Consider the following 14,684-nt stretch of genomic DNA (forward strand, 5'->3'; position numbering starts at 1 on the left):
AGTTTAACCGTTTCTCCTAGCTCAAAGGAGCTGACATGTATGAATAACTCTGATGAGGAGTTAAAAAAAGCCATCCGTGTTGTCCAAATAATAGCATCCGAAAAAGGTGGAGAAAAACCATTTGGTATTTTTAGCAAACCAACGTTAGATTATTTTAGAATCGCAAAGGATTTACTAAAAACTTACGGCGAGCTAAAAGTTGTTGGCAAAGAGTCAGCTCAGTTTGATGCCAAAATAATCATACAAGCTGAAGAAAAAAATAACAGAATCGATGGGACAGTGACATTCGAAAAAGAAGAGAACAGCTGGAGTTCAAAATTCACAATAGACCTATCCACGAAGTCAAAAGAGCAACTGCATACGTTCGAGTTTGAGGCAATTGTTCTGGAAATACTATCCTTCATAAAAGGAAGCGATATACTTTTTGCAGTTTTAAAAGAAAAGGACCTCAACAGAAAGAAAGCAGCAGTAAAAGCCATTGGAAATTTGAGTGACCCAAAATTTATCACTGCCTTGGTTGAAATCCTCCAAAACTCTCCCTCTGATTTGAAAAAGCTAATCATAGAAACGCTTGGAAAAATGAAGGACCCAAAGGTGGTTTCTCCGATAGCTCTATCTTTGAGAGATGTTGACCCTGTTGTGCGTGCATCTGCCAAAGTTGCGCTTTTTAACGCACTTCGTTCAGGGCTTCCTATTGATGAAACTGTGCTCTTCTTGTTAGAAGATAAAGATGCGGGAATTCGGTCCGCGATTGTTGATATTCTTGCAAATGTAAGCAATGAAAAGATTGTTGAAGCTTTGCTCAAGGCGTTAAACGATGAAAATCCTAATATTCGACTGCGGTCTGTACAAGCGTTGGAGAAAATAAAGGACCAACGAGCTATTGGACCTCTTTCGAAACTATTGATGGACAAAGATGTTGGAATTAGACTTGCTGTGGTTCAGGCGATAGGAAGTATTGGACATGAAAAAGCTGTTGAATACCTTTCGATGGCTTTGAAAGATAGCGAGTGGAGAGTTAGAAAAGCTCTTGCCAAGGCTCTTGGAAACACAAATGATCCCTCGGCTACGCCATACCTTGTCGAGTTGCTCAGGGATGAATCACCTGATGTGAGGAAAGCCGCGGTCGAAGCACTGCAGATTGTTGGTGACGAAACTTCTGTTCCTGCACTTATTGAAGCGCTCAGTGATGGAGATTCCTGGGTAAGAATGACAGCCGCAGAGACGCTTGGACGGTTGGGAAGTTTGGAATCTGTTGAAAACCTTATTGAATTACTTCAGGACCCATCTGCAAACGTTAGAAAGACAGCACTAGAAGCTCTCGGGAAAATAGGTGACAACAGAGCCTTAGAACCTATTTTACAAAGGCTCAAAGATGATATTGCAAGCGTTCGAGAGGCTGCCGCAGAGGCTCTCGGAAAACTGCGCGATAGCCGAGCTTTGGAACCGCTCATTGAAATTTTGGAAAATCCAACAGAAGAGTACTCAGTTAAAGAAGCAGCGATAAGAGCTCTTGGGAATATAAGGGATTTTGAGTCAGTTGATGCGATTGTAAGTATGATGAACGATGAAAACCCAAATATCCGCAAAGCAGCTGTTGAAGCTCTTGGAAAAATTGGTGATATTAGGACTTTGAATTTGTTGATTAATACAGCTATTGATTATGAAGAAGAACATTCGGTAAGAAAAGCTGCAGTACTTGCATTGGGTCAATTGGGTGATGAACGTTCAGTTGAAACTCTTATCAAACTTTTAGATGACAGCGATCCAGAACTAAGGAAATCGGCGGCTTTTGCACTCGGAGAGATTGGAAGTTCCCAGGCTGTTGATTCCCTTGTTAAAAAATTCGAAGACGAAAACATTGCTGTGAAATTAGCAGCTATCGAAGCAACGGGAAAAATAAAAGACAAAAAATGTATAGATAATCTTGTCGCTACACTGAAAAGTAATCAGCCAGAAGTGAGAAAAGCTGCAATCCAAGCACTTGGGCAGATAGGTGATGAGGTTGCAATCACGTTCATTATCGAGGCATTGAATGACCCATTCGTTGACGTTAGGAAAACTGCAGCCGAGGCTCTAGGATTAATGAGAAGTAAAAAAGCTGTAGGTTCACTCTTGGAAGCGCTGAAAGACAAAGATAAAGGTGTGAGGATGGCCGTTGTCGATGCTCTAAGCAAAATTGGAGACTCAAGAGTCCTTCAAGAATTACTAGTCTTAACAATTGAAGGCAAAGATGACGGCGCAGGATACAAAAAAGGTGAAGCCCGGCAGGAAGGAGTGACAAGCGTTGAAGGACTCATGAGTGCTTTCTCGTCAGTCTTTGGACCGGAAGCAACAAAAATGCAGGCAGAGCCTTCCAAGAATGAAGGAGCGTTTAAGGAAGAAGACGCAGAAATCTTAATACGAATGGCTAGTGATAATAGATTAGATGAAGACTTACGTCAGCGAGCTATTTTTGTGCTTGGTGAGATGAAAACACCTAAAGCAATAGAAACATTAACGGAGCTACTGAAAGAAAAAAATCAATCTCTAAGAGAGTTAGCAGCCCAAGCCTTAGGAAAGATAAAAGCGCAAACTGCTTTAAAGCACCTGGGGGCTATGTTAAATGATAAAGCACCTGAAGTAAAAAAAGCAGCAATTTGGGCAATAGGAGAAATCGGAGGTATGAACGCAATAGAACACTTAAGGCGTGCTTTGAAAGATAGCGATTTTGTTGTACGTGAAGCTGCCGTTAAAGCACTTGGGGTTGTTGGAAAAGCGAACATTCATGAAGCTTACGAACTACTTGCCGAAGCCCTGAAAGATGAAGATTACCGCGTAAGAAATAGTGCAAAGATAGAACTTCAGCTTGCTGCAAAGTCAGGTTTTCCTTTAACTGATGTGTTGATCCAACTCCTAAAAGACAAAAACCTTTCCGTAAGGCTTGCAGCGGCAGAAATTCTTGCTTTTTCACAAGATTCAAGGGCAGTTGACGCACTTATCGAAGCTCTAAAAAGTGAAGATACTGCGATTCGTAAAATGACGGTTGAATCACTTGGCAAGATTGCGCATCCAAAAGCGGTTGGGGAATTGTCAAAGCTGGTAAAAGACAAAGACTTAAGTGTGCGTTTGGCATTAGTTAAAGCATTAGGAAATATATATGACGAAAGTACAATTGCCCCTCTAATACAAATGCTAGACGACCAAAGTGACGAAATCAAATTGTTGGCACTCCAGGCACTTGGAAAATATCAAAATGAACAATCAATAAATGCTATTGGGAATTTATTGAAAGACAAAAATGTAGAAATACGGTTAGCAGCTGTGCAAGCACTTGACACGATAGGAAAGAAAGAAGCTTTGCGCTTTTTGCTTACAGCCATAAATGACGAAGATTGGAGAGTTCGAAAAGCCGCTGTTGAGGCTGTAAAAAATGTAGGCGAAAAAGAGAAAATAGAAGACTCGAGAATAATAACAGAAGTCATTAAACTACTCAAAGATCAGAGTTCGGCAGTAAGAAAAGCCGCAGCTGAAGCACTTTACACAATAGGTGATTCTCAAACTCCTGGACTTTTGGAAGCATTACTCGAGACCTTGAATGATGAAGATTCGTGGGTGAGGTTGGCGAGTGTTCAAGCACTTGGAAAATTTGGTGGATGGTCAATTGTTGACCAATTAATAAAAACGTTGAGAGATCCAGCTTCCTACGTAAGAAGAGCTGCTGCTGAAGTGCTAGGAAAGATAGGTGATTCAAGCACAGTAAATGCTTTGTTAGAAGTTCTAAAAGATAAAGATTGGAAAGTTCGTAAAACAGTTGTGGAAGCACTCGGGATGATAGGTGACGAGACGGTAGTCGATGTCCTTGTGGATATGCTTAACGATGAAAGTTCGGAAGTTAAAATAGCCGTGTTGGAGGTGCTTGAAAAATTAGCTGATGCTAGTGTTCTTGATAAATTTGAAGCAGCCATTAACGACAAAGATACTGAGGTAAGAAAAAAAGCAGTTGAGGTAATTTGGAAAATAGGCACTCCAAAGTCGGTTGACTTACTAATTAAGGCTTTAAAAGATGAAGACTTAGAAGTTAGATTTAAAGCCCAAGAAGGGTTGCTCCGTGTTTGTGATTTCAGTGTGCTTGAAAAAATAGAAAAACTTCTCAAAGATGATGATCCAAACGTAAGGTGGTTGGCGGTGCAAGCGCTAAAGAAAATTGGTGGGGGATCTGTGCTCAAACCATTGATGGAAGCAGTAAACGACAATGTTTTCAGCGTCAGGTGGTTCGCAATTGAAGCACTTGGAGAAATTGGAAACCAAAAAGCAATACCGGTTCTGTCAAAATTCTTGGCGGACAGAGACTACACAATACGCCGGTCAGCGGCAGAAGCAATAGGAAGAATTGGTGGTCAAGAGGCATACAATGTCTTAAGTGAATCATTAAGCGACAAAAATCCAGAAATAAGGGAAGCAGCTGTTTGGGGAATATCAAAGTTGACAACGCACGAGCCAGAAAAAGCCATAGAACTTCTCATCAGAATGATTGACGACACAAGCCCGAATGTTAAAAGAGCAGCTGCACAAGTTCTTGCAGGTTTTAGAAACAGAAAAGCTTTGGAGGTTGTTATTGAAAAACTTAGAACTGAAGACCAAAATACAAAAAAGATAATATCCGAAGTGCTTGAAGAAACCACAGGAAAGAAATTCGGCCTGGAATATGAAATATGGAAAAAGTGGTTAGAGGAAAACCTATGAAACCAAAGTCGTTTTAAATAAATTGTGAGCTGTTGAAACCTAAGATTACTTATACCAATAGTAATATTTAGTTTTATTTTATGTAACACAAAACAGTCAATCTCAAGTGTAATATCTTGTATCAAAAATATTGATTGCAAATTCTATTTGATGCGACAAATTCGGAACTTGCTTAATTATAAAGAAATATAACAACAATATAAATGCATAATAAAATAAACACAAAAAACCACAAATCTGGCATATTATCGTCATAAACTATTAAATCCATTCCTGTAGGCTCTTGAAATCGAGGTTTTTCAAAACCACTATGTAACGCTTATGTAAACTCGCAAAATTCACCCAATTTTTGCCCCCTTATCCAAAATAAATTTTTTCCAAAAAGCTCATGTATAAATCACTTTTGATTTTTACAAATGTAACTGTCAAATTTAACAAAAATAATGGTATAATATCTATGAGGGTTTTACGGCTTTAGAAGTGACTATGAGGGATGGAAACTGTGTTGACTATTGTTTATTGTCAACCCCCTAACCTTGACTTTAGAAGTGACTATGAGGGATGGAAACCCAGTTCGGCCGTTTCCCTGGAGGCTTTTATTATCCCTTTAGAAGTGACTATGAGGGATGGAAACACTCAATCCCGTACCTTTGCAAAAACCGTAATTCCCTCGACTTTAGAAGTGACTATGAGGGATGGAAACGGAAGAATTCTTCGATCCATATCCGTTGTACAGAAATGGATACTTTAGAAGTGACTATGAGGGATGGAAACCTGATGTTCGTGCTACCCTGATACTTGCTACCCTCAATAATTACTTTAGAAGTGACTATGAGGGATGGAAACACGCTTTGTCCAAAAATCATAGCTGAAACAAATATAATTACCACTTTAGAAGTGACTATGAGGGATGGAAACCAAAAATTAGCAGTGCACTTTTTTTGAAGCCGCGGTATTCCTTTAGAAGTGACTATGAGGGATGGAAACCTTCTGGATAAGCTGGCATTCTTGAAGCTTTGATTATTCTGTCGCTTTAGAAGTGACTATGAGGGATGGAAACAAATATATAGCAATACTTACTTCGATTGGTCTAAAGTCATCAGGCTTTAGAAGTGACTATGAGGGATGGAAACGCAACGAACCATTTGGCTTTGATTTTACCATCAATGTCACGGCTTTAGAAGTGACTATGAGGGAGGGAAACAGATCGTTTTGCTGTAATGCTTCCAACGTAGTGTAAATTTTGGTGTTTTAGAAGTGTGTATAATTGATGGAAACTTTTGAAATCAAGCGTTTCAAGCCCATTTTGAATTTTTCTTATGTTTTAGCAGTGAGTATGAAGGTTTGAAACAGCATGGGTTCCTGTGTTATAATAAAAGCGGAAAGCGAAGTTTTAGAAGTTGACTATAAGGGATGGGAACGAAGAGGCAAGAGAAGAAGATGATGAGTATAGAAAATGGTGTTTTAGAAGTGACTATGAGGGATGAAAACAATCCAATATCACTTTGCCGGTTGTTTGTCTGTGATCATTTGTTTTGGAAAAGACTGTGAGAGATGAGAAATCTGAAATGGTTAGGAGATTTTGTTTTAGAAGGGACTAAGAGAAAAGTAGCATGTGAGAATTGATAATACCAAAAAATAAATGCCCTGGTGTTTTTCACCAGGGCGATTTGGTTTATTTTGGTTACGGAATCATATTCCCGGCTGCGATGTAAAGGCTGTACCACTCTTCTCTTGTAAGATCAACATTTTGTGCTTGTGCAATCTTTTTTAATCTTTCTGGATTTGTTGTTCCAACGATTGGTTGAATCTTTGCTGGATGCCTCAAAATCCAAGCAATGGCGATTGCTTCTTTTGAAACGCTATATTTGTTTGCCAAATATTCTAATTTAGCGTTTAAATCAGGGAATAATGGGTTGTCTATAAATACCCCCTGTATGTTTCCGTATTCGTTGCCGTATTGGAATGGAGACCATGCTTGAATTGTTATTCCTTTCAGCCTGCAGTATTCAAGGATACTCCCGTCTCTATTAATTGCTTGATGGAATTTTGTGTTTGCAAATATACCAGAGTCAATCATTCCTGTATTCGTCAAGCTTAGTTGAAGTTGGTTGGTTAGTAATTTGTAGTTCACTGCACTGCTTAGCAATTCAATTTGCATGGAATTGAAATTGCTAACTCCAAAATATCTCACGTAGCCTTTTGAATGAACGTAACTGAAAGCTTCGGCAATTTCTTCAGGTTCCATTAGTGTATCTGGTCTGTGTAAAAGCAATACATCGATGTAATCTGTATCCAATCTTTTAAGAGCTTTTTCAACAGATGTGATGATGTGTTCTTTTGAAAGGTCATAGAACCCGCTTCTGATGCCACACTTTGTTTGGATTATTACTTTATCCCTTGATATTTGGAGGTTTTTCAGTGCTTGAGCAAATACTTCTTCAGATTTCCCTCCACCGTAGATATCTGCGTGGTCGAAGAAGTTGATACCAAGCTCAAGAGATGTAGCAATTAGCCTTTCTACCTCTGAGATTGGCTTATCCCAAATTCTCATACAGCCAAGCCCGATAACTGGAACATCGAGTTCGTTACCGAGTTTCATTCGCTTCATACCCAATCACCTCTCTACATTTTGTAGGCATTTTAATTATACTACCTGAAACAATTACAAGTTCTTTCCTAAAAAAGTTTGCTTTTTACATTTGATAACGCTTAAACGCTGTTTTTTTCTTAAAAAGCCTGTCTTGTATATCTTATTTTTGAATTCTAAATTTTCTTATTTGCACACCAAGAACTGGTAGTATAATAATGTATACTGATTGATGAGCCCTCTAATATTTTTATGTGTGTTAAAATATTTCTGTAAACAACGCGAGGGGTGAGGTTAAATGGAAAACTCAGGACTTAATTTAGGTGCCGAACAAAAGGTCACAGTTGCTGAGAAGGTAAGGAAGGAACCGAATAAGAATTATTTTATTTCGGCGTCTGCTGGCACAGGAAAGACATATACGCTTACGAATTATTACATAGGTATCCTTGAGCAGCATGAAAAAACAGGAGAAAGTGATATCGTTGACCGTATTGTAGCAGTTACGTTTACAAACAAGGCAGCGAATGAGATGAAGGATAGAATTGTCAAAGAGATACAAAAAAAGCTTGAAAGTTTGAGCGAGAATGATAGAGCCTATAAATACTGGAAAGATGTCTATAAAAACATGTCCAGGGCAATTATTTCTACTATTGATAGCTTTTGTAGAAGGATACTCATTGAGCAGAACATAGAAGCAGGTGTTGATCCGAATTTTAAGATAATAAACGAACTGAAGCAGAAAAAATTAATCGACAAGGCAACGCAAAGGGCGATTCAGCTCGCATTTGACGTGTATGATGCCATTGAAAGCGGGGAAAATTACACTGAGAAAGTCACAAATTATTTGTATGGTTTGACAACGGAAAGGAATAAGCGTATACGAGAACTTTCAGATGAACTTGCAAAAAGTAAGGAAGATATTTTTAGGCTGTTTGAAGTTTTTGGAGATATATCTGACGTTGCGGAGAAAATTAAATCTGTTGTTACAAATTGGCGTTTGGAGTTGAATGAATCAAAGGTTAGTGAAAGGCTCTTAGAGGTTTTCGAAGAAGCCGGCGGTGCGTTGCGCGCGTTCAGAAATATTTCATTGATTGCAGCTGAGTTTTATGAGTCTGAAACACTCGATAATTTTGAGTATGATTTCAAAGGTGTGCTCGAAAAAACGCTAAAGGTGCTCGAGAATAGTGTGATAAGGGAGTATTATCAAAAAAGATTCAAATACATCATTGTTGACGAATTTCAAGATACAAACGAACTGCAGAAAAAGATTTTCGATTTGATTCACACGAATGATAACTATATTTTCTATGTTGGTGACAGAAAGCAGTCGATATATAGATTCCGTGGCGGGGATGTTTCTGTTTTTATTAAGACTATGAACGAGTTTGAGGAAAAGATAAAAAGCGGAAGAACAGACTATGAAATGCTCTCGCTTAATATAAACTATAGGTCCCATCCTGAGCTTATTGATTATTTCAATTACATATCCGAAAATACAATTTTCAACAACCATGTGTATGAGGCACTTTCGGAAAGTCCAGATACATCGAAAACTACGGACAATAAGTCAAAGTCGAAAAAGAAAGACAAGAATAAGTCGCAGGCTAATGGGGAGGATATAGTTTTAAATGAAGCATTACAAAACGTTAATGACATACTTTCAACAGAAAGAGAAGAAAATATCTACATTCATGAGGTCTTTAGATTACGCTATCCGGAACTTTACGAAAAACTTTGGTTTATTAAAAAAGACGATGAGTCAAATGCTGCGTTTTCCCCAGATTCAAACGAGTTTTTACCGGGGGATTTGAGAAGAGTAAACTACATAACTATTTCTAAAGCATCTTTACTGGAAAACTTACAAGAAAATGATGAAACTGCCAAAGAAATAGGGTTAGATGAAGATAACCAAAGTCCTGGAAAAATGAAAAAGTTAAAAGATATGGACGAAAGGGAACTTGAGGCACTCCATGTGGCTAAGGTTATAAAGTCACTGGTTGGTAAAGAAATGACGTTCTATGAAAAAAAAGATGGAAAGTTTGTCCCCATCTCAAGGAGGATAACTTTCAAAGACTTCTCCATCCTTTCTTACAAGCTTGAAGGGATTGAGGATGTTTACAGAGAAGTTTTTGCAAGAGAAGGCATCCCTCTTTATATAGTCAAGGGTAGAGGATTTTATCGAAGACCAGAAATAAAGGCAGTTATATCTGCACTGTATGCCATCCAAAACCCAAATAGTAACTACTACTTCACCCAGTTTTTCTTTACACCTTTCACAGATAATCTGGAACAAAATCCAGAAGTTGGAGTTCGAAATGGTAAGGTTAAGATTTTCCACAAAATTGTGATGAGATACAGAGAATCAAAAGGGCAAGGACTTAAAAAATCCCTTTTCCAGTGTGCGAAAGAACTTGCTGAGGAAAATGAATTACCTGAGAATGTTACTAAGATGATAAAGCTTATCGCAAAATACGACGAGCTCAAATATTACCTAAGACCAGCAGAGACCTTAAAGTTGTTCGTTAAGGAGAGCGGGTATTTAAGAAAAATACCACATTATCCGAATTCCAGTCAAAGGTTGAGGAATGTTAGGAAGTTGCTCGAGCAGGCTACAGAATTTGATGACCAAGCACCAACTTTCTTCGAGTTAACAAGGCTCCTTGAACGTATCTCTGAAGTTCAGGAAGTTGAAGCCTCAGAGATTTCTGAAGAAGAAGATGTTGTAAGAATGATGACGATACATGCATCAAAGGGGTTGGAGTTTAATATAGTCTTTCTTGTGAATAACGATGGCGTTGATAAAGCTGAGGAAAAGACGTTCTTTCCGGAAAGTGAGGATGGGAATGGAAGGTATGTCTATATAAGTCAATTTTTGGACAAGGCTCTCAAGAAGTTTGAAACATCAAAAGTGACGAAGGAATTGGAAAAAGAACTTAAAAAACTTCTAGAAGCGGAGATTATATACGATAAAACTGAAATACTGAGAAAAGTATACGTCGCTATCACAAGGGCAAAGGAAATGCTTTTTGTTGTGGATTTGCAAAGGAAGAATACCAAAGGAATCCCCGCTATAAAATACCTAACTCCTAAGGGATTTGAGGAAAGAATTAAGATAATTTCGAGTCTTGATGAGATTGATAAGCTTGCCGGTAGTGATGTTGAATCTGTATCTGGGAAACAAGAGTTCGCAGAAGAAACAAGTATCCAATCCCTGCTGGATTTAGAAAACGTGGTCGATAAAGGGCTTATTTTCTCAGATTTCACACCGAAAGCTTACAAACGTTATATTTCACCAACCCTGCTTTATGGCATTAAAGATGAAAAAAGCGATCTTGAATCTGTTGATGAATCAAGTGAGGATTTTGACAGTGCGGAGACGATTTCAATAACATCAACGAGCAATTTTGAAGCATCGAAAGCCAAAGCAAGGTTGAAGGCGTTAAACTCACTTTTGGAAAAGGCTACGGAAATCACGCGTGGTAAACAGATTCATTCAATGCTTGCAAGTATAACAAAGTACGAACAGTTGAAGTTACTTGTTGAGAAGAACGCTCTTCCAGAGGATATACTCAATGTGCGCGTTCTTGAATCGCTCTTCAATGAAAGTGAAAAGATATTCTCGGAATGGAGATTGGCAAAGAGTATAGAGATATACGATGAGAAATTAAAAGAAAGAAAAAATTACATCCTCTTCGGTGTTCCAGACAAGGTCTTTTTGAAAGATGGAGAATTTTACGTTGTAGATTTCAAGAGTACAGACCTTTACAAAGAAGCAGAGGAAATTGAACGATACATGTTCCAAGTGAAATTTTATATGATGCTTCTTTCGGACCTTGGAAAGGTTCATTGTGGCTACCTCGTTAGTGTTCCAAGGGGACAGGCGTTGAGAATAGACCCTCCCGGTGAAGAGTTCCTCGATGAGATAATTTACAAAATCAAGCAGTTCGAGGAGTTGATGAGCATATGAGCAATAAGAAAAATGGTAGGATAGCTTACGTTGTTCCGGTTGACAGAAATCATTTTCAATTCGTTGCCAACCAGATTTCTGAAATATACGAAGATGCCCCTTTAAACTTTCTTTTCATCGGTCCTTCAGGGTTTTATGTTAGACAGATTGCAGATAATGTCGCAAGGCGAGTCAATAAAACCATCAACAGGGATGCGTTTAGAGTTATTAACCAATACGTGACTGAAATACTCAGGTTGAACAATTACGATGCGGAAGTTTTTGATAGAGATTTCTACACGGTATATGTTACGGATGTTATCGATAAAATTCAAAGTGATGCGAAGTTCGATGGTGACAGCCAAAAACAAATCATCCTAAGGACTCTTTCTAAATCTCCAACGATAATTGAATACATCGTAGACCTTTTTGAAAAAATCTGGGAGTTGAACCTTTATGGAGACAGCGGAAAAACTGAAGCGGAACTGACAGGTACGTATGCACTGATTCGGGATATAATGCAAAATCCAACAACGCCATTTGCTGAAATACTCAACGAAATCATCCGTAAAATGGAGCAATCTGCAGAAAAACTTAAAGGTAGGAAGATATATGACCCCATAAGTGTTTACAGATGGTATGTAGACCAGGCGGAATACGTAGAACCTGGCAGGAAATATCTTGTTCTAAGTGGATTTTTAGATATCTCCCCGCTTGTTCGAAAGGCATTAATGAAAATGGTTGAAAAAGCGGAAAATGTGTTCTTCTTTGTTTGGCAAAAACCTGCAGATTTTTCTTTTGACCAGCTTGACGAAGTCTACAGCTTCCTTGAGTCAGCCGGATTTGAAATAAAAACAGATTTCTGCAAACGAAGGATAATACCTTTAAAAGAGCTGATTGATAATGTACGACGAATAAAAATTCCTGTTGAAAACGAACTTTACCAATACAATTATGTAGCTGCTCAGGTGAAGAAGTTACTCTTACAAGGTGAACGCCCCGATGATATAGCGATTGTTACGCCATCAGGTTCTGTAGCCAAAAGGCTTATGGAAGAGTTCAATGAAGCGAAAATCCCCTACAGATATAGTGGAAAGATACCTATTACTCAAAGCAAAGTCGTCCAAATCCTCACACAGCCTTTGGAAACGTATATCAACGAATTTAAAACGGAAAACTTGCTTGCGATAATTGAATCTCCGTTGATACCTGAACGAAAGCTCACAATGGATGAAGTAGAAGACCTTTTCAGGCAATTCGGATATTACTCGGTAAACTTAACACTCAACATCCTGAGAGACCACGAGAAAAGATATGAGATATTCTTTAGAAGCCTGGATAACGAAATAGAAGAAATAGAACGGCAGAAAGAAAAGGGAGAAATAGAAGAAGATGTGTATTTTGAAACTATAAAACGCTTAGAACAACTCAAAGAATTTAGAAGCGTTATCGAGAAACTTTTTAGTATACTCGATGAAATAGACCAAAACAATGGGAAAACTAATTTCTTCGAATGGTACCGAATGTTCATATTAAGGTACTCTAAGAATTTTGAAAAAGCCTTCGAGGAATCAGAAGAGGGAGGATTTTCTGAGCATAGTGTGGAAAGAGCAGAGGTTTCGCAAAGCCTTGGGAACGAAGTAAACGCGTTTTCGAAGTTTGTAGAAACGTTAAACAAGCTTGAAGATTACATTGGTAAGATTGTTGAGCTTGGTGAAAGAACGAAGATAGAAGGTTGGAAAAAAATATATAGACTTCTCACGGTGATGCTTAATTCTTCGGTTTACAGAGAGACTTTCAAATCTGCAAACGTAGTTGATATTGTTGACCTCTCAAACGCAAGGTTCTTGAGTAAAAAATACAAATTCTTCCTTGAGTTTACGGATGATTATTATCCGTCAATTGCAAATGTAAACCCGCTTCTTTTCAAAACGAACAATGAACGGTCAAAGATTTACGAAATGATAGAAGAGCGGGAACGCAGGTCACTTATACTTTCAATCATGTTCAGTGATGAATCGCAGCTTGTTGTCCCTCTTGCTACGAATACAGGTGATATGCTTGTTCCTTCGAAATATCTCAGTGAATTTGCGGAGCTGGAAAATGAGCGGGAGAAGTTTGTCCCTAATCTTTCGGATATATATTCTGAAATTGATTACGAAATTGAAAAGCTGAAATTCGAGAAATTCGAAAAACCATCGAGTTTTGGCTTAGCTGATGATGACTTTATCGTCGGTGGGGTGGAGGTTAACGAGTTTAGCTACAACAAGATAAACACGTATATGAAATGTCCTCTACAGTTTTACTTCCAGCAGGTAGTAGATATTTACAAACCAGGTGGGACTATTGAGAACAAAGAGTCTATTAATGACGGGTTAATTGTCCATCGAGTGATGAACAAATTTTTTGGAGATTTCTTGAAAAAGACTATTTTTGAGGTTGATGAAGAAAAAATAATTAACTGGATAGATGAAGAGTATAGAAAACTTTACTCTGAAGGTATTTACGCACATTCCATTCCAAGACGAATGAAGGTTGAAGAAATCTCAAAAAATCTTTTGCCACTTCTAAAGGCATTTGTGCGAGACAAAAAGGTGATAAACTTAAAACAAAGAAGTATTAGTGTTTCTGAAGGGTATCTGGAGGAAGAATCGGAGAAAAAGTTTTCTGGAAGCAAAATAGAATTGATTTCAGAAAAAATCTTGAGCCTCGAGAAGGAATTTACAGCACAGTATGGGAAATATTCTTTCGTTGCGAGGGTGGACCGAATTGATGAAGTTTCCGCGTTGGTAAATAAAAATTCTGAAACTAACGGAAAGGCTAATGACTTTTTAGATGATGGAAGTGATGAAGGTGAAGGGTACGCAATTCTTGATTACAAATATGCAGATATTAGAAATTCTGCTATTGAGCAGCTGATGTTTTACGATTGGATTTTGCAAAAATCAAATGACAGTGCAATTAATACTGGAGATAGAGTTTATTTCATACTTTTCTCACTCAAACCAAACGACAAAGGAAAGTACACCTACGGGTATGAATACGCAAAACGCCAAAACGATAATGATTCACCAAAAATATTCCTACCAATTGGTAAGAGAGGAACAATATTTGGGTATACTACTTTCGATTATCAAGTGTTCGAAAACTGGCTTATGGAATTAATTAGTATGATAACAGAGAAAGGTAGCTTTATCCCTGTTTTCTTGGAGAGTGATATGAAATCATTTGTTAAACTTGCCATGCGGTTAGTTAATGAGAAAGGGATGGAACTAATCGCTCCAAACGGTTCAAAGGAAACGAGAAATTGCAGGAGTGCTACAAATCGTGCCTACAATTGTCCGTATGAGCCTATATGCTCAATGTTCGAAATCCACGGAGTAAAATTGAAGAAGAGTTGATAAAATAGTATCAGTCACTTAT

At 38.1% G+C, this 14,684-nt stretch carries 4 protein-coding genes and 1 CRISPR repeat array; of the genes, 3 read left to right on the forward strand and 1 reads right to left on the reverse strand.

The window, feature by feature from the left end:
- The first annotated feature begins 39 nt into the window (after positions 1 to 39).
- Positions 40 to 4,725, forward strand: a complete 4,686-nt coding sequence (locus JM64_RS05875; protein WP_064011864.1) for a HEAT repeat domain-containing protein — start codon at positions 40 to 42, stop codon at positions 4,723 to 4,725.
- Between the two features lie 472 nt (positions 4,726 to 5,197).
- Positions 5,198 to 5,929: direct repeats of the CRISPR family, unit length 29 nt; unit sequence CTTTAGAAGTGACTATGAGGGATGGAAAC.
- A 480-nt stretch (positions 5,930 to 6,409) separates the two neighbouring features.
- Here the strand turns inward: JM64_RS05875 and JM64_RS05880 are convergent.
- Positions 6,410 to 7,336: an aldo/keto reductase gene (locus JM64_RS05880; protein ID WP_014452214.1), complete on the reverse strand. Its 927-nt coding sequence runs from the start codon at positions 7,334 to 7,336 to the stop codon at positions 6,410 to 6,412.
- Between the two features lie 277 nt (positions 7,337 to 7,613).
- Between JM64_RS05880 and JM64_RS05885 the strand changes: the two genes are divergently transcribed.
- The gene (locus JM64_RS05885) at positions 7,614 to 11,282 is read left to right on the forward strand and encodes a UvrD-helicase domain-containing protein (RefSeq protein WP_064011865.1); all 3,669 of its coding nucleotides are present in this window, start codon (positions 7,614 to 7,616) and stop codon (positions 11,280 to 11,282) included.
- Entirely contained in the window at positions 11,279 to 14,662 is a 3,384-nt protein-coding gene (locus tag JM64_RS05890; protein WP_064011866.1) for a PD-(D/E)XK nuclease family protein, read from the forward strand. Before JM64_RS05885 ends, JM64_RS05890 begins: the two co-directional genes overlap by 4 nt.
- Positions 14,663 to 14,684 lie beyond the last annotated feature (22 nt).

Origin of the sequence: Fervidobacterium pennivorans, assembly GCF_001644665.1 — a bacterium.
GTDB classification, from domain to species: domain Bacteria; phylum Thermotogota; class Thermotogae; order Thermotogales; family Fervidobacteriaceae; genus Fervidobacterium; species Fervidobacterium ngatamarikiense.